This is a genomic window from Pseudomonas sp. GZD-222, from assembly GCF_049310525.1.
Lineage (GTDB): Bacteria > Pseudomonadota > Gammaproteobacteria > Pseudomonadales > Pseudomonadaceae > Aquipseudomonas.
In genome coordinates this window covers 1-22,574 of sequence record NZ_JBMOWO010000021.1, presented here as the reverse complement: position 1 = coordinate 22,574, position 22,574 = coordinate 1, and the positions used below count along the sequence as shown (strand labels likewise).

Here is a 22,574-nt window from a genome sequence, read left to right as displayed (position 1 = left end):
AGAAGCTGTATGCAAGTCAATATCAGTGGACAGCATGTAGAAGTCACCCAGCCGCTGCGCGAGTACGTCGAACAGAAACTGAAACGGCTGGAAGGTCACTTCGACAAGATTACCAATGTGACGGTGATCATGAAGGTCGAGAAACTGCAGCAGAAAATTGAAGCGACGCTGTTTATTCCCGGCGGCGAAGTGGTTGCGAATGCCGAACACACAGACATGTATGCAGCGATCGATGCCTTGACCGACAAGCTCGACCGCCAACTGAAAAAACACAAGGAAAAACAGCAAAGCCTGCTGCAAGGTGCAGCGGCCCGCTGATCCCCCTCATCCATGATCCGACTTGAAACCATCCTGACCCCCGGCCGTTCCCTCGTGAACGCGCCGGGCGGCAGTAAAAAGCGCGCACTCCAGGAAATTGCCACCCTGATCGATCGGGAGGTTCCAGACCTGGAGATGCAGGACGTTTTTGAAGCCCTGTTTGCCCGGGAGAAACTCGGGTCGACCGGTTTTGGTAATGGCATTGCCATTCCACATTGCCGCCTTAAAGGCTGCGCCTCCCCCATCAGCGCCCTGATACACCTGGATGCACCGATTGACTATGACGCCATCGATGGCGCCCCGGTCGATTTGCTGTTTGTCCTGCTGGTTCCCGAAGCGGCCACCGATGCGCACCTTGAACTGTTGCGCCAGATTGCCAGCATGCTCGACCGAAAGGACGTGCGTGACCGGCTGCGTGCCGCCAGTAGCAGTGAAGCCTTGTACCAGGTCGTACTGGACGTACAGAACGAGTCCTGAACATGCGCCTGATTATCGTCAGCGGCCGATCCGGCTCCGGCAAGAGCACCGCCCTCGCAGTCCTGGAGGACAACGGCTACTACTGCATCGATAACCTGCCCGCCGGGCTGCTGCCGCAGCTGGCGGAGAACGCCCTGATCAATACCGAGTTGATGCAGCCCAAAGTGGCTGTATCGATCGATGCGCGCAACCTGCCGAGCCACCTGACGCGCTTTCCCGAGCTGCTAGAAGACGCCCGGAGCAAGCATATCCAGTGTGATGTGCTGTACCTGGACGCCGATGAAGAAACCCTGCTCAAGCGCTTCTCGGAAACCCGCAGACGCCACCCGCTGACCAACGCCGACCGCTCGCTGGCCGAAGCAATCAAGTTCGAGACCGAACTTCTCGGGCCTATCGCCGACCTCGCCGACCTGAAGATCGACACCACCAACCTTAACCTCTACCAGTTGCGTGACTCGGTCAAACTGCGCCTGCTCAACCAGCCAGAGCCCGGTACCGCGTTCCTGGTCGAGTCTTTCGGCTTCAAGCGCGGCATGCCGGTGGACGCTGATCTGGTGTTTGATGTGCGCTGCCTGCCCAATCCTTACTGGAAGCCGGAATTGCGTGATCATTCAGGTCTGGAGCAACCGGTCATCGATTACCTGGCAGCCCAGCCTGATGTCGAAGACATGTACCAGGACATTTCCAGCTACCTGCTCAAATGGTTACCACGCTTTGCCGCCAGTAACCGCGCTTATGTGACCATTGCCATTGGCTGTACCGGTGGACACCACCGTTCGGTTTACCTGACCGAGCGCCTGGGCCAGTTGCTGCAGCAATCCTTGAAAAATGTCCAGGTTCGCCACCGCGACCTCTAGCCCACAGGACCACCGCCTCGATGCCCGCTCGTGAAATCACCATCATCAACAAACTTGGGCTGCATGCTCGAGCTGCGGCCAAGTTCGTTGGTGTCGCCGGCAAGTTTCCCTGCGCGGTTCGGGTTGGTCGTACGCCGGAGTCACAAGTGGATGGCAAGAGCATTATGGCCGTGATGATGCTGGCGGCTGGCAAAGGCACCACCGTGCATCTGCATACTGAAGGCGAGCAACAGGACGAAGCCCTGCAAGCGTTGATCGAACTGATCAACAACTACTTCGACGAGGGCGAGTAACCGCCCCCGCCCCCTCTCAAGACAGCGCCGTGTCCATTACCATCATCAGGCAGAAGCCGACGCACAGTCCCAGACTGGCCAAGCGATGATGGCCGTTGCTGCGTGATTCAGGAATGATCTCCTGAGTCACCACCAGCAACATGGCCCCGGCCGCACAGGCCAGCCCCAGCGGCAATAACAACTCCGCCACCGTCACCAGCCAGGCGCAAATCACCGCAGCCACCGGCTCGACCAGTCCAGACGCCGCACCAATAGCGAATGCCTTGAGGCGCGCCATACCGGCCCCTGCCAGCACCAGAGCAATAACCAGACCTTCGGGCACATCCTGCAAGGCGATGCCCATGGCCAGACTGTCAGCGTCCGGCATGCCACCTCCCGCCGACACGCCAATGGCCATGCCTTCTGGAATGTTGTGGGCAATGATGGCAATGACGAACACCCAGATCCGCGCAGCAATCACTGGCTGCTGGGCACTGCCCAGCAAAGCCTCTGGCGAAGCACCAGACACCTTGAGATCGACCAGGTAGAGGCAGAACGCGCCGAACAGCAAACCGAAACTGACCAGCCCGCCTGCCCCCCATTTGCCCAGACCAATAGCCTGCGCAGCATCCAGCCCGGGAATGATCAGGGAGAAGGCCGTTGCCGCCAGCATTACCCCGGCGCCGAAACCCAGCAGGGTATCGGCCAAGGCTACCGGCATACTGCGGATCACCAGCACCGGCACTGCTCCCAGCGCGGTACCCAATGCACACAGGGCACCGCCTTCGAGCGCACGCATCATGCGCGGCTCAAGGTCCAGCCAGGCCAATCCCTGCGCCACCAGCAAGGCGCAGCCGACCAACAGCAACAGGGTCCCAAGCGCCAGGCGGAACAGGCGCACACCGCCAATGGACATCACATCCGAACGCATACCGGCACGACTCACACGAGGGCGGCTACGTATCGACGCTCTACTTCGGACCAGTCGATCACGTTGTAGAAAGCGTTGATGTATTCAGGACGACGGTTCTGGTACAGCAGGTAGTAAGCGTGCTCCCAGACATCCAGACCAAGAATCGGCGTATTGCCGTTCATCAGTGGGCTGTCCTGGTTACCACTGCTCTCCACTACCAGCTTTTTCTCCGGGGTCACGCTGAGCCAGGCCCAACCGCTGCCGAAACGGGTCAGTGCAGCCTTGGTGAAAGCGTCTTTGAAAGCCTCGAAGCCGCCCAATTGTTCATTGATAGCCTTGGCGACCGAGTCCTGAGGCTGACCACCGCCCTTGGGCGACATCACCGTCCAGAACAGCGAGTGGTTGGCATGGCCGCCACCTTGATTGATCACCGCCGCCTGCAGGTTCGCTGGCAACTGCTTGACCGCAGCGACCAGTTGCTCGACCGGCCATTCGGCCCATTCGGTACCTTCGACGGCAGCGTTGAGGTTGTTGATATAGGTCTGGTGGTGCTTGCTGTGGTGAATCTGCATGGTCTGGGTATCGATGTGCGGTTCCAGCGCATCGTAGGCGTAAGGCAATGCAGGCAAGGTATGAGGCATTTCAATGGATTCCGTATTGATGTGCTGAAGACCCGGCGCTTTCCTGACCGGCAAGAACCACCGGTTGCGGGTCATGACGATGGAGCAGGCGTTCGGTTCGCGGGTACTGGCCGTACTCGCTGATGAAGTTCAACAATTCGGTGTAGGTTTTGCTGCTGTGCCGTAACGCTGCTTCACGCAGCGCTGGCGCCAGACGTTGATCCTGCATGGCCTGCAGCAGGCGCTGATGGATAGCGCAGAGGTACTCCGCGCTCTCTTGTGGCTGGTTCAGGCGCAGGTGCAGGTCGGCCAGGTTATGGTGCGCGATCACGCACACCGCCACCGCTTCGTCGGCGTCATGCCAGCGTTCGAACAACACCTGGGCCAGGGCCAGGGCCTGCAGATACAGCTCGCGGGCATCGACCAGTTCACCCTGGTCGAACAGGCGGTTGGCAATCTCGGTGGTGCGTTTCCAGTGCTGCATGACAAACCTCCAGAGCCGTATCAGATGCCGCCAGCCGTGAGCTTTTCCGGGTCGAGCAGCACTTCCAGCTGGCTGCGCGGCAGGTCGGTGTGCTCTAGGGCCACCTCGATGATCGGACGCCCTTGTTTGTAGGCGGTCTTGGCGATCTCGGCAGCTTTCTGGTAGCCGATGATAGGATTCAGCGCCGTCACCAGAATCGGGTTACGCGCCAGTGCTTCCTTGAGCTTGGGCTCGTTGACCTTGAAGCTGGCGATGGCCTTGTCGGCCAGCAAGCGGCTGACATTGGCCATCAACTCGATGCTGCTCAGCAGGTTTTGCGCAATGATCGGCAGCATCACGTTGAGTTCGAAGTTGCCCGACTGGCCCGCTACAGCGATGGTGGCGTCGTTGCCGATGACCTGCGCGGCAACCATGGCGGTGGCTTCCGGGATCACCGGGTTGACCTTGCCAGGCATGATCGAGGATCCAGGCTGCAAGCCCTCCAGCTCGATTTCGCCCAGGCCCGCCAGCGGTCCGGAGTTCATCCAGCGCAGGTCGTTGGCGATCTTCATCAGGGCAACAGCGGTGGTCTTGAGCTGGCCGGAAAGCGCAACGGCGGTGTCCTGAGAGCCAATCAGGGCGAACAGATTCTGCCCTGGGGTGAATGGCACCTTGGTGAGTTCAGAGAGCTGCCGGCTGAATCGGCCGGCAAATTCTGGATGTGCATTGATCCCCGTTCCCACCGCGGTACCGCCTTGGGCCAGCGACTGCAGTGCTGGCAAGGTCGATTCAATGTGCGCGATAGCAGCAGAGATCTGCGCTGCCCATCCGCCGAGCACCTGGCTCATGCGCACCGGCATGGCGTCCATCAGGTGGGTGCGGCCGGTCTTGATGAAAGGATGAACCTCGACCGCCTTGCGCTCGATCACCTGCACCAGGTGCTTGAGGGCCGGCAGTAACTGCTCATGCAAGGTCAGCGCGGCACTGACATGGATAGTGGTGGGGATGATGTCGTTACTGCTTTGCCCGCAGTTGACATGATCGTTCGGGTTGATCTTGTCACCGAAGATCTGGCTTGCCAGGGTGGCAATCACTTCGTTGGCGTTCATGTTCGAACTGGTGCCGGAACCGGTCTGGAAGATATCCACCGGGAAGTGCTGAATGAAATCGCCCGCCAGCAGTTGCTCGACTGCTTTGACAATGGCCGTGCCCTGACCGTCGTCCAGTTGCTTGAGTTCGACGTTGGCTTTGGCCGCAGCAGCCTTGGCCAGCAGCAGTGCACGAATGAACTGGGTCGGCATGCGCTGCTGGCTGATCGGGAAGTTGTTCACCGCGCGCTGGGTCTGGGCGCCATACAGGGCCTCGGCCGGCACCTGCAGTTCACCCATGCTGTCACGCTCGATACGGGTATTACTCATCATCAGATCCTTGCATCAGTTCAGCGAAAGAAATCGAAGGCAGTAGCGTGCAGTTCGCCAATTGCAGAGCGAGAGGCTGCCAACGCTGGCCATGCTCGCCACCGTCGAGCTTGCGCAGCTGCAACAGCGGCTTCCAGGCCTGGTCCAGGCACAGGCAGCGCCAATGCCAAGGCAGCACGCGATCGCAGGCGGTATCCAGGAGCAGGCGGAATGAGGTCAGGGCGACGGTCCACGGCGACGTCTCGGTGCAGCACACCAGATAACGACCCTCGGCCAGGTAGTGCTCGATCAGGCGCGGCTCGTCCGGCTCCATCGCACAGCGAATACGCCGGCTGAGCCAGCGCCAGTTTTCGAGGTAGGGCAATTCGTGAAGGACGGGTTTCATGAACATCATCGCCTAGATAATGATATTCATTATTAAGTGATAATCAGAATCAGTTCAAGAAGACTAAAGAGAAAAACAAAAAAGCCCGACACATGGCCGGGCTTTTCGGTAGGAGCGGGCTTGTCCCGCGATGCAATTAAACTGACCGTACGCGATCGCGGGGCAAGCCCGCTCCTACATGAATCAGCTGCCGGCCACTGTCATCCGCTCGATCAATACCGAGCCGGTGTGGATGTTGCTACGGGTTTCAAGATCATTACCGATCGCGACAATTTGCTGGAACATGTCCTTCATATTGCCGGCAATCGTCACTTCCTGGACAGCGAACTGAATCTCGCCATTCTCGACCCAATACCCGGCGGCGCCACGGGAGTAGTCCCCGGTCACCATGTTCAAGCCATGCCCCATCAGTTCGGTTACCAGCAGCCCGCGGCCCATGCGCCGGATCAGTGCCGCCTGATCCTCCACGCCGTGGGTCACGTACAGGTTATGCACGCCACCGGCATTGGCGGTGCTCGGTAGCCCGAGTTTACGACCGGAATAGGTACCCAATACATAAGACACCAACTCACCCTTTTCGACGAACGGTTTGGCGTAGGTCGCCAGACCATCACCATCGAACGCCGCACTGCCCAACGCACGCATGAGGTGTGGGCGTTCATCCAGGGTCAGCCAGCTGGGAAACAGACGCTGGCCCATGGTCCCCTCAAGGAACGATGACTTGCGGTACAGGTTGCCGCCCGAGATCGCTGACAGGAAGCTGCCGAACAGGCCACCGGCAAGCTCTGCCGAGAACAGCACCGGCACCTCGCAGGTGGGCACCGGACGCGCACCCAGGCGGCTGGCCGCCCGCTGCGCGGCGCGCTGGCCGATGCTGCGAGGATCGGCCAGCAATTCCCCCTGGCGATTGACGTCATACCAGTAGTCGCGCTGCATCTGCCCGTCAGCTTCTGCGATCATCACGCAGCTCAGACTGTGGCGGGTCGATGCATAGCCGCCGATAAAGCCATGGCTGTTACCATACACGCGGCAGCCCTGATGGGTGTTGAGGGTGGTGCCGTCGGCGTTCTTGATCCGCGCATCGGCATCGAATGCCGCAGCCTCACATGCCAGTGCTTTCTCGATAGCCTGCTCCGGGGTGATGTCCCAGGCGTGATAAAGGTCGAAATCAGGCAGATCACGCGCCATCAGGGCCGGATCGGCAAGCCCTGCACAATCATCCTCAGAGGTGTGCTTGGCAATCGCCAAGGCCGCCGCAACTGTCTCGCGAATGGCCTCGCTGCCGCTGGCCGAAGTGCTGGCCGAGCCTTTGCGCTGACCGACGTACAGAGTGATGCCAAAACCCTGGTCACGATTGAACTCTACGGTTTCCACTTCCCGCTGACGCACCGAGGTGGACAAACCCTGCTCCAACGACACCGCCACTTCACAGGCGCTGGCCCCCTGGCGTTTAGCTTCGGCGATGATCTGTTCGACCTGCTCCTGCAACGCCGGCAGGGCTTGTGGACCTACGCTCTGGACTGCACTCATGGTTTTCTCCACTCAAATTCTGCGTTCGGCATGGGTCAATCTACGACCGGGCCGGACAAGCGGCCCCCGACTGGTTATCATGGCGGCGATTCTCAGCGGACTGCCCCCATGGTTGATTCTTACGACACCGCCTTCGACGGCGAAAAAAGCAAAACCCAGATCAAGCGCGAGATGCAGGCGCTGGTCGATATGGGCGAGCGCCTTACCACGCTCAAGCCCGACATCCTGGCCAAACTGCCTTTGACCGACGAACTTCGCGCGGCCCTCGAAGAGCACAAGCGGCACACTGCAAACGAGGCGAAAAGACGTCACAAGTCATTCATCGGCAAGCTGATGCGTGACCAGGACATCGACGCGATCAATGCCCTGCTTGACCAGCTCGACGCCTCCTCGCGCCAGTACAACGAGCGTTTCCACGGCCTCGAACGCTGGCGCGACCGGCTGATCGAAGGCACCGATGAAGTCCTGGAGAAATTCGTCCAGGAATATCCGGAAGCCGACCGCCAGCAACTGCGCTCGCTGATCCGCCAGGCCCAGCATGAGCTGAAGACCAACAAGGCGCCTTCCGCCAGCCGCAAGATCTTCAAGTACATTCGCACCCTGGACGAGGTTCAACGCGGCCTGCGTTGAGCCTCGCGACCGGGCAGGCGCCCTGCCCGCCCGGTTTCAACTTCATGCGCCCGTACCACCGACGGTGATCGCATCGATCTTCAGGGTCGGCTGACCCACGCCAACCGGCACCGACTGTCCATCTTTGCCACAGGTACCCACACCGCTGTCCAGCGCCAGGTCGTTACCGACCATCGACACCCGGCTCATGGCTTCCGGACCGTTGCCGATCAAGGTCGCACCTTTGACCGGTGCAGTAATTTTGCCGTCTTCGATCAGGTACGCTTCGCTGGTGGAGAACACAAACTTGCCACTGGTGATATCCACCTGGCCGCCGCCCAGATTGGCGCAGTAGATTCCGCGCTTGACCGACTTGATGATCTCCTCTGGATCACTTTCGCCTGCACGCATGTAGGTGTTGGTCATCCGTGGCATGGGCAAATGCGCGTACGACTCACGACGACCGTTGCCGGTGACCGCCATGCCCATCAGACGGGCATTGAGTTTGTCCTGCATGTAGCCCTTGAGAATGCCGTTCTCGATCAACGTGGTGCATTCGGTTGGCGTACCTTCGTCATCCACGCTCAACGAGCCACGGCGACCTTCCAGGGTGCCATCGTCAACGATGGTGCACAGGCTGGAAGCCACCTTCTCGCCCAGGTGGCCGCTGTAGGCGGAGCTGCCCTTGCGGTTGAAGTCGCCTTCCAGGCCATGGCCCACCGCCTCGTGCAGCAACACACCGGACCAGCCCGAGCCGAGAACCACCGGCAAGGTGCCGGCCGGCGCAGGAATTGCCTCAAGGTTGACCAGGGCCTGACGCAGCGCTTCGCGGGCAAAGCCCATGACGCGGTCGTCGGTGAAATAGCGATAGTCGGTGCGCCCACCACCGCCATGACCACCGCGCTCACGCCGACCGTTCTGCTCGACAATCACACTGACGTTGAACCGTACCAGCGGACGTACATCCGCAGCCAGGCTGCCATCGGCAGCGGCGATCAGGATGCGCTCCCAGACGCCGGCCATGCTCACCGTAACTTGCTGGATACGTGAGTCCAGGGCACGCGTGGCGGCGTCTACACGCTTGAGCAACTCGACCTTCTGCGCCCGGCTGAGCACCTCAAGCGGGTTATCGGTGCCGTAGAGCTGGACGATGTCCTGGCTTTTGAAGGCCTGGACACTGCCGTTCTGCCCGGCACGGGAAATCGAGCGGGCCGCACGCGCAGCTGAAGTCAGGGCTTCGAGGTTGATGGCATTGCTGTAGGCGAAACCGGTTTTCTCGCCAGACTGGGCACGTACGCCCACGCCCTGGTCGAGGTTGAAACTGCCTTCTTTGACGATCCCGTCTTCGAGTGCCCAGGATTCGGAAATCTGCCCCTGGAAATACAGGTCGGCGGCATCGATACCCGGCCCGGCCAACTCACCCAGCACTGACTGCAGGCTGTCGAGGGTCAACCCGCCCGGCGCCAGCAGATGCTCGCTGACAGTGGATAACATCTCGCTCATAGTCACTCCGAGGTGTGCGCAGGCCGCAAGGCGTCCTGCGAGAAAAAGCGCCGGTGCAAGGCCACCGGCATCCGCGCCCGAATGGACGCCTGTTCGCTGCTGTCGCGCTCGGCCAGCACCACGGCCTCGCCGCTCGCCTGTTCGGCGACAATGCGCCCCCAGGGATCGACGATCGCCGCATGTCCGTAAGTTTCCCGCGGTCCTGGATGGGTACCGCCCTGCGCGGCGGCCAGGACATAACATTGGGTTTCAATCGCCCGGGCCCGAATCAGCACTTCCCAGTGCGCCGCCCCGGTTACTGCGGTGAAGGCCGCAGGCGCACTGATCAGTTCGGCCCCGGCGGCGCGCAAAGCGCTGTACAGCTCCGGAAAGCGCAAGTCATAGCATACGCTCAAGCCCAGACGACCTACCGGGGTATCGGCCACCACCACCTGACTGCCATGGGCATAATCGTCAGACTCACGATAACGGCCGCGGTTATCGGCCACATCGACATCGAAGAGGTGCAACTTGTCGTAGCGTGCAACCGTTTGCCCATGCTCGTCGATCAACAGCGAGCAGGCATGCGCTTTGGCGTCGGGATGACCTTCAGGTGGCAAGGGCAAGGTACCGGCGACAATCCATAACTTGAGGTCACGGGCAGTCTGTTTCAACCAGGTAAGGATTGGCCCCTGGCCCAGCGCTTCGGCGCGACCGATGGCAGCACTGTCGCGACGGCCCATGGCGGCGAAATTTTCCGGCAGCACCGCCAGCCGCGCACCGCCTGCCGCCGCCTGCTCAAGCAAGCGCCGAGCCTGCTCCAGGTTGGCCGGGATATCGCTTTGGCTGACCATCTGGATCACTGCTGACTTCATGCGCGCTCCCGAGCTTATTTGTTGAACGGTTTTACAAAGCTGATTTTAGGCTCTTTCCACGGCCCTTCGACGCGGTAATGCACGCTGGCATAGCGCGACACCCGGTCACCCAGCAGGCGATCGACCAGGAACAACGCTCCACCGACCGCCGGCGCACCGACAATCAATGCCGCCAGCGGCAGATTGTTGGTGACGGGCAAGCTCACCTGCAGGTTGGCATCGACGCGGTCACGTACCATGTCCAGGGTGCCATCGAGCTCGAAGTTGCTCGAAGGTCCGGTCACGGTAATCGGCTCGCGGGTCACATACACACCTTCGCTGGCCACCAGCAGGCCCTTGACCCGGTCATAGCTCAAGCCTTTGTCGAACAGGTCGGAGAAGTCCAGACGCAAACGCCGGCCAATGGAGTTGAAGTTGAGCAGACCAAATACCCGCAGGGCCTGGGCACCGCCCTCGACTTCAACAAACTGGCCTTGTCGCAGGGCCGCATCGAGGCTGCCGGAGAGTCGTCCAAGGCTGACCCAGGCGGGCGATCCCGGCCAGCGCGCGTCGACATCCAGACGAAAATCGCGGCTGGTGACCGTAGGGGCGAAATTCCAGGCCTTGAGCACGTCTGCCAGGTTTTTGCCCTCCAGGCGTCCCTTGTACCAACTGCCACTGGCGCCCGGAGCGCCCTCCCAACCGCCGTTACCGTCGATCTGCAGCCCCTTGAGGCTGAGGTCCAGGTCGTTCAGGGCTATCCCCTTGGCCGTCGAACGTACCTTGAGCGCTACGCTGCCGAGCAAGTCATCACCACGGTACAGCTTGTCGATACTGAGGTCGACGGAAGGAATCTTGCGCGGGTCGATCTTGGCCATCGGATCAGGTGCGTTGGGTACGGTCACCTCAGCAGGATCTTGTGGCGGCAAGTGAATGGTCTGCAGGTTCACCACCAGCGGTGCGCCCTTGGCATCAGGCAGGCGTGCGTTGCCGATGGCTTCCTTGCTGTCCAGGCGCAATGCCCAGTTGTTCGGATTGCGGGCCAGCGCTACCACGGCCTGGTTCAGCTCAAGGCCAAAGCCCTTGAGGCGGGCAATGCTCAGGTTGACCCCACGCAGAAGCTGACGGGCACTGCCACCCGGATCATTGCCAGCCAGGGTACTCGCCTGCTCCTGCCAGGGACCAAGGTCGAGTTCGGCCAAGCGTCCGCGAATCTGCACACCCTGGCCACTTGGCAGTTGCGCGTTGCCGCCGCCAAACACCAGCTCCCCTCGACCCTGATCCAGCTTATCCATGGGCGCGGCATAGAGCATGTTGGCAACGTCGGCATAGCTGAGATTGAATCGACGCTCAGGCCCTTGCAGGGTCATGCCGAATTGGCTGTTACGGGCTTCTTCGGCTGTCTTGCCGAACGGAGCAGGCAAGTTGATTGCCAGGCCTTTGAGGCTCGAGTCGACCTTGAGCTGATTATCCCGGCTACCCAGTGTCAGCTGCAGTTGATACGGCAGCTCTCCGGCTAACGGCAAGGCTTGCTTGACCTGTAACCATTGGGTCAGCGCTGTGAGCGCAACCTGGCCCTTGGCCTCGACACGGGTTTGCAATTCACCGGGTTTGCCTTCGGCAAAGATCTGCGCAGTGATGGGCTTGTCGAAAACCCGTGCGCTGATGTTCTGACCGCTGAGGCCCTTGCCGTAGTCAAAGCGGAACGCGCCCTTGAGCTGGTTCAGCTCAAGTATGGGCGCGGCGATTTTCAGCCGCGCATCGCGGGTATCGAAATCCACCACTACCTGCGGTTGCTGCCCCTTGGCCAAGGGGATATCCAGCTTGAGCTTGCCCTTGAGCGCGCCTTGGCCCTCCCAGCCGGCGAACAGCTCGGCGGTGCCGATCGGCGCTTGCTGGAGGATTTTCAGGCCGTCGCCCAGGCTGCCGTCGAATGCCCCGTCCAGGTACATATGGCTGTTTTCGCCACTGGCGACGTGGGGGATGTTGACCTGCACATCGCTGACCTGGGTATCGAGCAACTGTCCGCGTTTTGCGTTGACCCGCACACCAGCGTCGTCGATGTACACATCACCATCGACTTTCTGCACCTGCGGCCAACCGGGCTGGAAGTCCAGCGCGGCATCATGGACCTTGAAGAACAGGCTGATGCTGCGCGCCTGCTCGGAAGCACCGTGATTGAGCGAGCCCTGGTACTGGAAATAGCCTTCGTCGACCGCGCCCTTGAGAATGGCAGTACGCAACCACTCATCCAGCGCCGGGCTCAGGACCTCAGGCAGGTACTTGGCGGTGTAGCGACCATCGCCGTCGACCAGGCCGACGCGCAAGTCCATATAGTCTTCACGTGCCTCATCGAACAGCAGGCGGATGAGGAAGTCACCGGCAATCTTGCCTTCCTCGCCCAAGACCTTCAGGTACGGCGCGATGAGGGTGAAGCCTTCCTGGTCCAGGCGCCAGGTCAGGCGCGCATTGGCCTTCTGGTAGTTCCAGGGTTTGGCGAAAATCGGGTCGAGGTGAAGCATGAAAGCGTCAGTGTCCAGGCGTAGCTCGCCTTGCCCGAGGTCGCCACTGATACTGCCGCTGACGTTCCCCGCTGCCGGGGCGCCGTGATAGGCGTTGAAACCCACCCGTTCAAGATTGGCGGCAAAGCTCAGACGCTGATCCCCGGTGGCCTTGGGCCGCACATCGAGCACGACATTGCGCAGACTGCCGGTGACCTTGAGCCCATGGACCACCGCCATGGCCTGATCTGGCAGGGGTGCCAGCGACTCGATCAGCGGTGTGAGCGGCGTCAGGTTCAGGCGGTCGGCCTGGATCTTCCAGGTTTCATCGCCCGCTTCGCTGGCGCCACGCTGGTCCAGTTGCAGGTGCGACTCCCAGCGGGTCTTGCCCAGGCTCATGGCCAACGAATCGACCTGCACGGCAAAACCTTGTTCGTTGCGCTGGAACCAGGCATTGAGCGCCAGATTTTCTACCTTGGCCTCTTTACGCTCGGCATAAGCGCCGCGCAACTGCGGGGCGTTGAGGCGGACCACGGCACTCTGCAACTGGCCCTTGCCCCAATTCAACCAGAATTCGCCACCGGCCTTGAGCTCCTTGGCCTGCCATTGCCCCAGCAAGCGCGGTGGTAACCAGCGCGCCCAATCACTCTGGGGCAGGCTGAGATAGGCATCGATCTCGCCATCACGCCAGTGCGCCGGACGAATGCGGCTACGCACATTCATGGCCACGGGTTGACCATCGGGCAAGGTCAGGCGCACATCCAGACGCTGGCGAACGCCTCCTGTTTGCAGCCCGAGGCTGACATAAGTGAGGGTCATGAGATCGCGCTGGAAAGGCTCGAGGGTGACCTGGCTGTCGAGCACCGTGATCTTCGACACCGCTTGCAGGCGTTGCAGCAACTGCTGCGGATCCAGCGGCTGATCATCGGTTTTCGGCAGTCCGTCGAGGGTCCAGGCGCCCTGTTCGTCTTCATGCAGGCTCAGGTGCAGGCCACCGACTTCGAGGTTGGCCAGACGCAGTTGACGCTCAGTGAGGCTGGCCCACAGATCCGGCACCACCTTGACCCCGTCCAGACGCAACGCCGTGGCACCTTCACCGACCTGGATATCGTTGACCACCAGAACCGGTGCCAGGCCACTCCAGTGCCCTTCCAGGCTACCAATGTGCACAGGCATGCCCAAAGCCTGCTCGGCTTTGTCTTCGACTTCGGCGCGGTACTCGGCCACCAGCGGCACCAGTTGTCGGCCAAGGCTGACATACAGCGCCACCAGCACAGCCAGCAAGGCACAAATCCCCAGGCCCCAGCGGGTCATCGCGCCCAGAACGCGGATCAGACGTTCCATGGCAATGGCCCTCCTACTCGTGCCTTAACTATGGCCGCAACCGGGCGCTTTTCCAGCCCTTGCAGCAGCCAGTTACATTGAGGCCTCAGAGCAGCACCACATCGTATTGTTCCTGGGAGTACATCGACTCGACCTGAAAGCGAATGGTGCGGCCGATGAAGGTCTCAAGCTCGGCGACGTTACCCGACTCTTCATCCAGCAGCCGGTCTACCACTTTCTGATTGGCCAGCACGCGATAACCTTCGGCCTGGTAGGCACGGGCTTCTCGCAGGATCTCGCGGAAAATCTCGTAACAGATCGTCTCGGGAGTTTTCAGCTTGCCCCGCCCCTGACAGCAATGGCACGGCTCGCACAGCACCTGCTCAAGGCTTTCGCGGGTGCGCTTCCGGGTCATCTGCACCAGACCGAGTTCGGTGATGCCGATGATGTTGGTCTTGGCGTGGTCGCGTTCGAGCTGCTTTTCCAGGGTCCGTAGCACCTGGCGCTGGTGCTCCTCATCTTCCATGTCGATGAAGTCGATGATGATGATGCCGCCGATATTGCGCAGGCGCAGTTGCCGGGCAATGGCGGTGGCCGCTTCCAGATTGGTCTTGAAGATGGTCTCTTCAAGGTTGCGGTGGCCAACAAAGGCCCCGGTGTTGACGTCGATCGTGGTCATCGCCTCAGCCGGATCGACCACCAGGTAGCCGCCGGACTTGAGCGGCACCTTACGGTCCAGCGCACGCTGAATTTCATCTTCCACGCCATACAGATCGAAGATGGGTCGCTCGCCCGGATAGTGTTCCAGACGGTCGGCGATTTCGGGCATCAGTTCGCCGACGAACTGCGTGGTTTTCTGAAAGGTTTCCCGCGAGTCGATGCGGATCTTCTCAATTTTCGGGTTGACCAGGTCGCGCAGGGTACGCAAGGCCAGGCCCAGGTCTTCATAGATTTCCGTTGGCGCGCCGACTGTCTTGATCTGGGTGCCGATCTGCTCCCAGAGCCTGCGCAAATAGCGAATGTCCATGAGGATTTCATCGGCGCCGGCACCCTCGGCCGCAGTACGCAGAATAAAACCGCCGGCATCCTGGATGTTTTCCGCGGCGATGCAGTCGGTGACCACCTGCTTGAGGCGCTCTCGTTCGGCTTCGTCTTCGATCTTCAGGGAAATTCCGACATGGCTGGTGCGCGGCATGTACACCAGGTAACGCGAAGGAATCGACAACTGAGTGGTCAGGCGTGCGCCTTTGGAGCCGATGGGGTCCTTGGTGACCTGCACCACCAGGCTCTGGCCTTCATGCACCAGCGCGCTGATGCTTTCCACCGAGGAGCCTTCGCGCTGGGAGATTTCCGACGCGTGAATAAAAGCTGCGCGATCCAGGCCGATGTCGACGAACGCCGCTTGCATCCCAGGTAGTACGCGAACCACCTTGCCTTTGTAGATATTGCCGACAATGCCCCGCCGCTGAGTGCGCTCAACATGCACTTCCTGAAGAACACCGTTCTCCACCACCGCCACGCGTGATTCCATCGGTGTGATATTGATCAGAATCTCTTCACTCATGGCAGGCTCTCGTCAAAGGACTTCAGTAATGATGGATCGCTCGTCGGCGACTGGCTAGCAGTTGTCTTGTCCTCGCTCAACGGGCCGACAACGATTGCCAACAGGGAATGGCAAATTGTCCTAGCAATTCGGCGGTTTCACTCAGCGGCAATCCGACCACCGCCGAATAGCTGCCTTCGATGCGCTGCACGAATACCGCACCCAGACCCTGGATGGCATAGGCGCCGGCTTTATCCAGCGGCTCGCCGCTGGCCCAGTAATCTTGCGCTTGCTGGGTAGAAATAGGACCAAAGCGCACCTGGCTGACGACGCAGACGCTCAGGCAACGCTGCTGATCGGCAACTGCAACCGCCGTCAACACTTGATGCTCGCGACCCGATAACGCCGCAAGCATGGCCAGGGCATCTTCACGATCAACAGGTTTGCCAAGAATCCGCCCATCCAGCACCACAGCGGTGTCAGCCCCGAGCACCGCCAGCCGGGTGCCCGCATTGGTGGACAGCAGTTCGACCAGACCGGCGTTTGCCTTGGCCCGCGCCAGGCGCTCGACATACGCCGGCGCAGCCTCATCGGCCAACGGGGTTTCGTCGACCGCAGCGCCAAGCGTGGTGAAGGGAATACCGATCTGGGTCAGCAACTCCCGACGGCGAGGTGAACCGGAGGCCAGGTACAACGGGGTCATCGTGACTTCTCCCTGTCAACGTCGGGAAGCGGGCTCAGTTGATGCTCAGACGCAAGCGCAGCCCACGCAGGGCGAAACTGATCCAGGGCCAGAGCAACGCGCTGATGACCGCTGACCAGATCAGCGCCAGGGTCGGCAGGCGGTTGCCGGTCAGGGCGCTCAGCCACAGTTGCACCAGCTGGGCCAGGCCGAAAATCACCAGGATCACCAGGCTTTGCTGCCACATCGGGAACATCCGCAGGCGTTGTTGCAGTGTCAGCACCAGGAAGGTGATCAAGGTCAGCACCAGGGCGTTCTGCCCCAGCAAGGTGCCATACAGCACGTCCTCGGCCAGGCCCAGGACAAACGCGGTGGTCATGCCGACCTTGTGTGGCAACGCCAGGGTCCAGAAGGCCAGCAGCAAGGCAAGCCACATGGGCCGGAAGACTTCCATGAACTGCGGTAGCGGCGACACGCTGAGCAGCAGTCCCAGCACAAACGTCAGCCAGACTACCCAGCCGTTACGGCTGCGAGTACTCACCATCAGTGTCTCTCCCGGGTCGGGGTCGGGGCAGCACCGCTGGCTGCAGCCGGCGCTGGCGCCGGGGCTACAGGCACAGACGCTGGCGCTGCAACAGGTGCTGGCGCGGTGTGGGCAGGGGCCGCCCCAGGGGCAGCAGCCGGAGCCGCCGCCGGCGCAGGTGTCAGCGCAGCGGCGCCAGGCGGTGTTGCCTCGCCAGCGCCAGGTAGCCCTTGGCGATCAGCGGCCTCCTGGGCCATGGCGGCATCAGTGGCGCGCTGCTCGGGGGTACGGCTGTCGGTGAACACCAGCAACAGGTAGCGACTGCGATTGAGTGCGGCGGTCGGGATCGCGCGAACAATGGCGAATGGCTGACCGGAGTCGTGGATCACTTCTTTTACCGTAGCCACAGGGTAGCCGGCTGGGAATCGCTGCCCCAGACCGGAGCTGACCAACAGGTCGCCTTCCTTGATGTCGGCTGTATCGGCGACATGACGCAATTCCAGACGCTCAGGGTTACCCGTGCCACTGGCAATCGCGCGCAGGCCGTTGCGGTTGACCTGCACCGGAATGCTGTGGGTGGTGTCGGTCAGCAGCAATACACGAGCGGTATAGGGCATCAACTCGACCACCTGGCCCATCAGGCCGCGGGCATCGAGCACCGGCTGACCGAGGACCACGCCATCGCGCTCGCCCTTGTTGATCAGGATACGGTGGGTGAACGGATTGGGGTCGACACCGATCAATTCGGCAACTTCGACCTTCTCATTGACCAATGCCGACGAATTGAGCAGCTCGCGCAGGCGCACGTTCTGCTCGGTCAGGGCGGCCAGCTTCTGCACGCGCCCTTGCATGAGCAAGGCTTCGGTCTTGAGTTTCTCGTTCTCGGCGATCAGCTCGGTGCGGCTGCCGAACTGGCTGGCGATACCCTGCCACAAGCTCTGCGGCAAGTCGGTGATGTGATAGGACTCCATCAGCACCAGCCCCATCTGGCTGCGTACCGGTTTGAGCAGGGGGAAGCGCGCATCGACCACCATCAGGGTGATCGACAGCACAACCAGCACGAGCAGGTGCACGCCCAGCGAAGGGCCCTTGGCGAAAAGCGGTTTAATAAGCCGCTCCTCGTGGACGACGATTCAAGAGGTCATTCATACGGCAACGCACCGGCCTGCTTGCGGATTGACGGAAAATGACGCCCACGCGGACGTCAGCCCAGCACATACAGGTAGCACTGTGAGCACTACCTGTAAACCGGGCGGCATGTTTGCTGCAGCCAGCTTACTCGCTGGAGAGCAGGTCCATGGTGTGTTTGTCCATCATTTCCAGGGCACGGCCACCGCCACGGGCAACACAGGTCAGCGGGTCTTCGGCAACGATGACCGGCAGGCCGGTTTCCTGGGCCAGCAGTTTGTCCAGGTCGCGCAGCAGGGCGCCACCACCGGTCAGCACCAGACCGCGCTCGGCGATGTCCGAAGCCAGTTCCGGTGGCGATTGCTCCAGGGCACTCTTGACCGCCTGAACGATAGTCGCCAGGGACTCCTGCAGTGCTTCAAGCACCTCGTTGGAATTGAGGGTGAAGGCACGTGGCACGCCCTCGGCCAGGTTACGGCCGCGAACATCGACTTCACGTACTTCGCCACCTGGATAGGCGGTACCGATTTCCTGCTTGATGCGCTCGGCGGTGGATTCACCGATCAGGCTGCCGTAGTTACGGCGCACGTAGGTCACGATCGCTTCGTCGAAGCGGTCACCACCGACACGTACGGATTCGGCATAGACCACGCCATTCAGGGAGATCAGTGCGATTTCAGTGGTACCACCACCGATATCGACGACCATCGAACCACGGGCTTCCTCGACCGGCAGGCCGGCACCGATAGCGGCAGCCATTGGCTCTTCGATCAGGAACACTTCGCGGGCACCGGCGCCCAGCGCCGATTCACGAATGGCGCGACGCTCGACCTGGGTCGATTTGCACGGCACACAGATCAGCACGCGCGGGCTTGGCTGCAGGAAGCTGTTCTCGTGAACCTTGTTGATGAAGTACTGCAGCATTTTTTCGCAAACGCTGAAGTCGGCGATCACGCCGTCCTTCATCGGACGAATGGCAGCAATGTTGCCGGGCGTACGGCCCAGCATGCGCTTGGCTTCGGTACCTACCGCGACGACACTTTTCTGGTTGCCGTGAGTACGAATGGCCACAACAGAGGGCTCATTCAGGACGATACCGCGCTCACGCACGTAAATAAGGGTGTTGGCAGTGCCCAGGTCGATGGAAAGATCGCTGGAAAACATGCCACGCAGTTTCTTGAACATGGGAAAGTGACCCTAGGCAACGCGTGGGTAAAAAAGTGCGGCAAACTCTAACAACGGCGGGGATTTTGGGCAAGGCGCCAATATGTTAAATTGGCAGTTTTTCCGAGCAAGCCAGCACACAATCGCGGCCTTATGACCGTAAATCTGCCAGCATGTTCCTTATCGCGGACCAAATCCGTTTTTTGTTTCCCCAGGAGATCCCCATGGCGCTTGAACGCTGCGACGTGGAAAAGATCGCCCATCTGGCCCGACTGGGCCTGAATGAAGCCGATCTGCCACGCACTACCGATGCCCTGAACAGTATTCTGGGACTGGTCGACCAGATGCAAGCCGTCGACACCACTGGCATCGAGCCACTGGCGCATCCGCTGGAAGCCAATCAGCGCCTGCGCGCCGATGTGGTAACAGAAAGTAACCATCGCGACAGTTACCAGGCCATCGCCCCGGCGACGGAAAACGGCCTGTACCTGGTTCCGAAAGTCATCGAGTAAGGGAATAGAGCCTGCCATGCATCAACTGACCCTGGCCGAGATCGCCCGCGGACTCGCCGACAAAAAGTTTTCTTCCGAAGAGCTGACCCGCACCCTGCTGGCGCGGATCAACCAGCTCGACCCGCAACTCAACAGTTTCATCAGCGTCACCGAAGAGCTGGCCATCAGCCAGGCCCGCGCCGCCGACGCCCGTCGCGCCGCCGGTGAGAACGGCCCCCTGCTCGGCGCGCCGATCGCCCACAAGGACCTGTTCTGCACCCAGGGCATCCGCACCAGCTGCGGTTCGAAGATGCTCGACAACTTCAAGGCGCCGTACGACGCGACCGTGGTCAGCAAGCTGGCCGAAGCCGGCACGGTGACCCTGGGCAAGACCAACATGGACGAATTCGCCATGGGTTCGGCCAACGAATCCAGCCACTACGGCCCGGTGAAGAACCCCTGGAACCTTGAGCACGTACCGGGCGGTTCGTCCGGTGGTTCGGCAGCAGCCGTGGCAGCGCGCCTGCTGCCGGCGAGCACCGGCACCGACACCGGCGGCTCGATCCGACAGCCGGCAGCGCTGACCAACCTCACCGGCCTGAAACCGACGTACGGTCGTGTTTCGCGCTGGGGCATGATTGCCTACGCATCGAGTCTCGACCAGGGCGGCCCACTGGCACGCACCGCCGAAGACTGCGCACTGCTGCTGCAAGGCATGGCCGGTTTCGACGCCAAGGACTCCACCTGCATCGATGAACCCGTACCGGACTACAGCGCCGGCCTGAACGGTTCGCTCGAAGGCCTGCGCATCGGCCTGCCGAAGGAATACTTCGGCGCCGGCCTCGACCCGCGCATCGCCGACCTGATCCAGGCCAGCGTCAAGGAGCTGGAAAAGCTCGGCGCAGTGGTCAAGGAAATCAGCCTGCCGAACATGCAGCACGGTATTCCGGCTTACTACGTGATCGCTCCGGCGGAAGCCTCGTCGAACCTGTCGCGTTTCGACGGTGTGCGTTTCGGCTACCGCTGCGAGAACCCGGTTGACCTCACCGACCTGTACAAGCGCTCCCGTGGCGAAGGTTTCGGTGCCGAAGTACAACGCCGGATCATGGTCGGTGCCTACGCCCTCTCGGCCGGTTACTACGACGCCTACTACCTGCAGGCGCAGAAGATCCGTCGCCTGATCAAGAACGATTTCATGGCCGCCTTCAACGACGTCGACGTGATTCTCGGCCCGACCACGCCAAACCTGGCGTGGAAAATCGGCGCCAAGAACAACGACCCGGTCGCTGCGTACCTGGAAGACGTGTACACCATCACCGCCAACCTCGCGGGCCTGCCTGGCCTGTCGATGCCGGCCGGTTTTGTCGATGGTCTGCCGGTTGGCGTGCAACTGCTCGCCCCGTACTTCCAGGAAGGCCGCCTGCTCAACGTCGCGCACCGCTATCAGCAAGTCACTGATTGGCACACCCGCGCACCTACCGGCTTCTGAGGGATCACCACATGCAATGGGAAGTTGTCATCGGGCTGGAGATTCACACCCAGCTCGCCACCCAGTCGAAGATTTTCTCCGGCAGCGCCACCACTTTCGGTTCCGAGCCGAACACTCAGGCCAGCCTGATCGACCTGGGCATGCCCGGCGTACTGCCGGTGCTCAACCAGGAAGCGGTGCGCATGGCCTGCATGTTCGGCCTGGCGATTGACGCCGAGATCGGCCAGCACAACGTATTCGCGCGCAAGAACTACTTCTACCCCGACCTGCCCAAGGGTTACCAGATCAGTCAGATGGAGCTGCCGATCGTCGGCAAGGGCCACCTGGACATCGCCCTCGAAGACGGTACGGTCAAACGTGTCGGCATCACCCGTGCGCACCTCGAAGAAGATGCCGGCAAAAGCCTGCACGAAGACTTCAGCGGTTCCACCGGCATCGACCTGAACCGTGCCGGCACGCCGCTGCTGGAAATCGTTTCCGAACCGGACATGCGTAACGCCAAGGAAGCCGTGGCCTATGTCAAGGCGATCCACGCACTGGTGCGCTACCTGGGCATCTGCGACGGCAACATGGCCGAAGGCTCGCTGCGTTGCGACTGCAACGTCTCGGTCCGGCCGAAAGGCCAGGTCGAGTTCGGTACTCGCTGCGAGATCAAGAACGTCAACTCCTTCCGCTTCATCGAGCGCGCGATCAACACGGAAATCCAGCGTCAGATCGAGCTGATCGAAGACGGCGGCAAAGTTGTTCAGGAAACTCGCCTGTACGACCCGAACAAGGACGAGACGCGCTCGATGCGCAGCAAAGAGGAAGCCAACGACTACCGTTACTTCCCCGATCCGGACCTGCTGCCGGTGGTGATCGAGGGCGCCTACCTCGAAACTATTCGCGCCACCTTGCCGGAGCTGCCGCCCCAGAAGCGCGAGCGCTTCCAGAGCCAGTTCGGTCTGTCGGCCTACGATGCCAACGTTCTGGCTTCGAGCCGCGAACAAGCCGACTACTTCGAGCAAGTGGTTGCGGTGTGTGGCGATGCCAAGCTGGCAGCCAACTGGGTCATGGTCGAGCTGGGCAGCCTGCTCAACAAGCTCGGCCTGGAAATCGACCAGGCGCCGGTTACCGCCGCGCAACTGGGCGGCATGCTGCAGCGCATTCTCGACAACACCATCAGCGGCAAGATCGCCAAGGTGGTCTTCGAGAAGATGGCAGCGGGCGAAGGCGACGCCGACCAGATTATCGAAGCCGAAGGCCTGAAACAGGTCACCGACAGCGGTGCGATCGAGAAGGTCCTGGACGAAGTGCTGGCCGCCAACGCCGAGCAGGTCGAGCAGTACCGCGCCGCCGATGAAGCCAAGCGCGGCAAGATGTTCGGCTTCTTCGTCGGCCAGGCCATGAAAGCCTCCAAGGGCAAGGCCAACCCGCAGCAAGTGAACCAATTGCTCAAGAGCAAGCTCGAAGGGTAAATCGCGTCGTCTGCTTATCGGGGGGAGGGGCAACCTTCAACCGGGAGTTCTCTGGGGGCAGGCGGTTTTCTTGAC

The 22,574-nt window shown here is 61.2% G+C and carries 22 protein-coding genes; 8 read left to right on the top strand and 14 right to left on the bottom strand.

Going from position 1 to position 22,574, the window contains the following annotated elements:
* The first annotated feature begins 9 nt into the window (after positions 1-9).
* Genes hpf through ACO6VD_RS04305 form a run of 4 tightly spaced genes read left to right on the top strand, consistent with a single transcriptional unit; the run spans position 10 to position 1,945 of the window.
* Positions 10-318: a ribosome hibernation-promoting factor, HPF/YfiA family gene (gene hpf / locus ACO6VD_RS04320; protein WP_028942831.1), complete on the top strand. Its 309-nt coding sequence runs from the start codon at positions 10-12 to the stop codon at positions 316-318.
* A gap of 12 nt (positions 319-330) precedes the next feature.
* Positions 331-795 (top strand): PTS IIA-like nitrogen regulatory protein PtsN, encoded by a 465-nt coding sequence (ptsN, locus tag ACO6VD_RS04315; protein ID WP_422417272.1) that lies wholly within the window; start codon positions 331-333, stop codon positions 793-795.
* A gap of 2 nt (positions 796-797) precedes the next feature.
* Positions 798-1,652 carry an RNase adapter RapZ gene (gene rapZ / locus ACO6VD_RS04310; RefSeq protein WP_422417270.1) on the top strand — a complete coding sequence of 285 codons (855 nt, stop codon included), beginning with the start codon at positions 798-800 and terminating at the stop codon, positions 1,650-1,652.
* A 20-nt stretch (positions 1,653-1,672) separates the two neighbouring features.
* Positions 1,673-1,945, top strand: coding sequence for an HPr family phosphocarrier protein (locus tag ACO6VD_RS04305; protein ID WP_422417268.1), 273 nt, complete (start codon positions 1,673-1,675; stop codon positions 1,943-1,945).
* 16 nt (positions 1,946-1,961) lie between these two features.
* Here ACO6VD_RS04305 and ACO6VD_RS04300 read toward each other — a convergent pair whose 3' ends face one another.
* The 6 genes from ACO6VD_RS04300 to pmbA form a co-directional block, all read right to left on the bottom strand.
* On the bottom strand, positions 1,962-2,855 hold the full coding sequence (locus tag ACO6VD_RS04300) for a ZIP family metal transporter (RefSeq protein WP_422417266.1): 894 nt from the start codon (positions 2,853-2,855) through the stop codon (positions 1,962-1,964).
* An 11-nt stretch (positions 2,856-2,866) separates the two neighbouring features.
* The gene (locus ACO6VD_RS04295; RefSeq protein ID WP_422417264.1) at positions 2,867-3,478 is read right to left on the bottom strand and encodes a superoxide dismutase; all 612 of its coding nucleotides are present in this window, start codon (positions 3,476-3,478) and stop codon (positions 2,867-2,869) included.
* Position 3,479: 1 nt separating this feature from the next.
* The gene (locus tag ACO6VD_RS04290) at positions 3,480-3,941 is read right to left on the bottom strand and encodes a hypothetical protein (RefSeq protein ID WP_422417263.1); all 462 of its coding nucleotides are present in this window, start codon (positions 3,939-3,941) and stop codon (positions 3,480-3,482) included.
* 20 nt (positions 3,942-3,961) lie between these two features.
* A complete protein-coding gene (gene fumC, locus ACO6VD_RS04285) occupies positions 3,962-5,338 on the bottom strand; it encodes a class II fumarate hydratase FumC (protein WP_422417261.1) in 1,377 nt (458 codons plus the stop codon).
* Positions 5,331-5,732 carry a FagA protein gene (locus tag ACO6VD_RS04280; protein ID WP_422417259.1) on the bottom strand — a complete coding sequence of 134 codons (402 nt, stop codon included), beginning with the start codon at positions 5,730-5,732 and terminating at the stop codon, positions 5,331-5,333. Before ACO6VD_RS04280 ends, fumC begins: the two co-directional genes overlap by 8 nt.
* 174 nt (positions 5,733-5,906) lie before the next feature.
* The gene (gene pmbA / locus ACO6VD_RS04275; RefSeq protein ID WP_422417257.1) at positions 5,907-7,253 is read right to left on the bottom strand and encodes a metalloprotease PmbA; all 1,347 of its coding nucleotides are present in this window, start codon (positions 7,251-7,253) and stop codon (positions 5,907-5,909) included.
* Positions 7,254-7,361: 108 nt separating this feature from the next.
* Here pmbA and yjgA point away from each other — a divergent pair, with 108 nt between their 5' ends.
* The gene (gene yjgA, locus ACO6VD_RS04270) at positions 7,362-7,883 is read left to right on the top strand and encodes a ribosome biogenesis factor YjgA (RefSeq protein ID WP_422417255.1); all 522 of its coding nucleotides are present in this window, start codon (positions 7,362-7,364) and stop codon (positions 7,881-7,883) included.
* Positions 7,884-7,925: 42 nt separating this feature from the next.
* Here yjgA and tldD read toward each other — a convergent pair whose 3' ends face one another.
* The 8 genes from tldD to mreB form a co-directional block, all read right to left on the bottom strand.
* Positions 7,926-9,365 (bottom strand): metalloprotease TldD, encoded by a 1,440-nt coding sequence (gene tldD, locus ACO6VD_RS04265; protein ID WP_422417253.1) that lies wholly within the window; start codon positions 9,363-9,365, stop codon positions 7,926-7,928.
* A gap of 2 nt (positions 9,366-9,367) precedes the next feature.
* The gene (locus ACO6VD_RS04260; RefSeq protein WP_422417251.1) at positions 9,368-10,219 is read right to left on the bottom strand and encodes a carbon-nitrogen hydrolase family protein; all 852 of its coding nucleotides are present in this window, start codon (positions 10,217-10,219) and stop codon (positions 9,368-9,370) included.
* A 14-nt stretch (positions 10,220-10,233) separates the two neighbouring features.
* Positions 10,234-14,043 (bottom strand): YhdP family protein, encoded by a 3,810-nt coding sequence (locus tag ACO6VD_RS04255; RefSeq protein WP_422417249.1) that lies wholly within the window; start codon positions 14,041-14,043, stop codon positions 10,234-10,236.
* 85 nt (positions 14,044-14,128) lie between these two features.
* Complete coding sequence (gene rng / locus ACO6VD_RS04250) at positions 14,129-15,586, bottom strand: ribonuclease G (protein ID WP_422417247.1); 1,458 nt, start codon at positions 15,584-15,586, stop codon at positions 14,129-14,131.
* A 76-nt stretch (positions 15,587-15,662) separates the two neighbouring features.
* A complete protein-coding gene (locus ACO6VD_RS04245) occupies positions 15,663-16,268 on the bottom strand; it encodes a Maf family protein (RefSeq protein WP_422417245.1) in 606 nt (201 codons plus the stop codon).
* Between the two features lie 34 nt (positions 16,269-16,302).
* A complete protein-coding gene (gene mreD / locus ACO6VD_RS04240; RefSeq protein ID WP_422417243.1) occupies positions 16,303-16,791 on the bottom strand; it encodes a rod shape-determining protein MreD in 489 nt (162 codons plus the stop codon).
* The gene (gene mreC / locus ACO6VD_RS04235; protein WP_422417295.1) at positions 16,791-17,879 is read right to left on the bottom strand and encodes a rod shape-determining protein MreC; all 1,089 of its coding nucleotides are present in this window, start codon (positions 17,877-17,879) and stop codon (positions 16,791-16,793) included. Before mreC ends, mreD begins: the two co-directional genes overlap by 1 nt.
* Before the next feature lie 166 nt (positions 17,880-18,045).
* Positions 18,046-19,083 carry a rod shape-determining protein MreB gene (gene mreB, locus ACO6VD_RS04230; protein WP_008371426.1) on the bottom strand — a complete coding sequence of 346 codons (1,038 nt, stop codon included), beginning with the start codon at positions 19,081-19,083 and terminating at the stop codon, positions 18,046-18,048.
* 203 nt (positions 19,084-19,286) lie between these two features.
* On the opposite strand from mreB, the gene gatC reads away from it, so the two are divergent.
* Genes gatC through gatB form a run of 3 tightly spaced genes read left to right on the top strand, consistent with a single transcriptional unit; the run spans position 19,287 to position 22,499 of the window.
* Positions 19,287-19,574, top strand: a complete 288-nt coding sequence (gene gatC / locus ACO6VD_RS04225; RefSeq protein WP_038614429.1) for an Asp-tRNA(Asn)/Glu-tRNA(Gln) amidotransferase subunit GatC — start codon at positions 19,287-19,289, stop codon at positions 19,572-19,574.
* Between the two features lie 16 nt (positions 19,575-19,590).
* Positions 19,591-21,042 carry an Asp-tRNA(Asn)/Glu-tRNA(Gln) amidotransferase subunit GatA gene (gene gatA, locus ACO6VD_RS04220; RefSeq protein WP_157194000.1) on the top strand — a complete coding sequence of 484 codons (1,452 nt, stop codon included), beginning with the start codon at positions 19,591-19,593 and terminating at the stop codon, positions 21,040-21,042.
* Between the two features lie 11 nt (positions 21,043-21,053).
* Entirely contained in the window at positions 21,054-22,499 is a 1,446-nt protein-coding gene (gene gatB, locus ACO6VD_RS04215) for an Asp-tRNA(Asn)/Glu-tRNA(Gln) amidotransferase subunit GatB (protein WP_422417240.1), read from the top strand.
* The last annotated feature ends 75 nt before the right edge of the window (positions 22,500-22,574 follow it).

Coding starts and splice junctions, on each gene's coding strand:
- mreD (WP_422417243.1), bottom strand. CDS start 16,791: ATGGTGAGTACTCGCAGCCGTAACGGCTGGGTAGTCTGGCTGACGTTT.
- mreB (WP_008371426.1), bottom strand. CDS start 19,083: ATGTTCAAGAAACTGCGTGGCATGTTTTCCAGCGATCTTTCCATCGAC.
- gatB (WP_422417240.1), top strand. CDS start 21,054: ATGCAATGGGAAGTTGTCATCGGGCTGGAGATTCACACCCAGCTCGCC.
- ptsN (WP_422417272.1), top strand. CDS start 331: ATGATCCGACTTGAAACCATCCTGACCCCCGGCCGTTCCCTCGTGAAC.
- gatA (WP_157194000.1), top strand. CDS start 19,591: ATGCATCAACTGACCCTGGCCGAGATCGCCCGCGGACTCGCCGACAAA.
- fumC (WP_422417261.1), bottom strand. CDS start 5,338: ATGAGTAATACCCGTATCGAGCGTGACAGCATGGGTGAACTGCAGGTG.
- yjgA (WP_422417255.1), top strand. CDS start 7,362: ATGGTTGATTCTTACGACACCGCCTTCGACGGCGAAAAAAGCAAAACC.
- gatC (WP_038614429.1), top strand. CDS start 19,287: ATGGCGCTTGAACGCTGCGACGTGGAAAAGATCGCCCATCTGGCCCGA.
- hpf (WP_028942831.1), top strand. CDS start 10: ATGCAAGTCAATATCAGTGGACAGCATGTAGAAGTCACCCAGCCGCTG.
- ACO6VD_RS04300 (WP_422417266.1), bottom strand. CDS start 2,855: ATGCGTTCGGATGTGATGTCCATTGGCGGTGTGCGCCTGTTCCGCCTG.
- ACO6VD_RS04260 (WP_422417251.1), bottom strand. CDS start 10,219: ATGAAGTCAGCAGTGATCCAGATGGTCAGCCAAAGCGATATCCCGGCC.
- ACO6VD_RS04255 (WP_422417249.1), bottom strand. CDS start 14,043: ATGGAACGTCTGATCCGCGTTCTGGGCGCGATGACCCGCTGGGGCCTG.
- ACO6VD_RS04245 (WP_422417245.1), bottom strand. CDS start 16,268: ATGACCCCGTTGTACCTGGCCTCCGGTTCACCTCGCCGTCGGGAGTTG.
- ACO6VD_RS04280 (WP_422417259.1), bottom strand. CDS start 5,732: ATGATGTTCATGAAACCCGTCCTTCACGAATTGCCCTACCTCGAAAAC.
- pmbA (WP_422417257.1), bottom strand. CDS start 7,253: ATGAGTGCAGTCCAGAGCGTAGGTCCACAAGCCCTGCCGGCGTTGCAG.
- ACO6VD_RS04305 (WP_422417268.1), top strand. CDS start 1,673: ATGCCCGCTCGTGAAATCACCATCATCAACAAACTTGGGCTGCATGCT.
- tldD (WP_422417253.1), bottom strand. CDS start 9,365: ATGAGCGAGATGTTATCCACTGTCAGCGAGCATCTGCTGGCGCCGGGC.
- ACO6VD_RS04295 (WP_422417264.1), bottom strand. CDS start 3,478: ATGCCTCATACCTTGCCTGCATTGCCTTACGCCTACGATGCGCTGGAA.
- rng (WP_422417247.1), bottom strand. CDS start 15,586: ATGAGTGAAGAGATTCTGATCAATATCACACCGATGGAATCACGCGTG.
- ACO6VD_RS04290 (WP_422417263.1), bottom strand. CDS start 3,941: ATGCAGCACTGGAAACGCACCACCGAGATTGCCAACCGCCTGTTCGAC.
- rapZ (WP_422417270.1), top strand. CDS start 798: ATGCGCCTGATTATCGTCAGCGGCCGATCCGGCTCCGGCAAGAGCACC.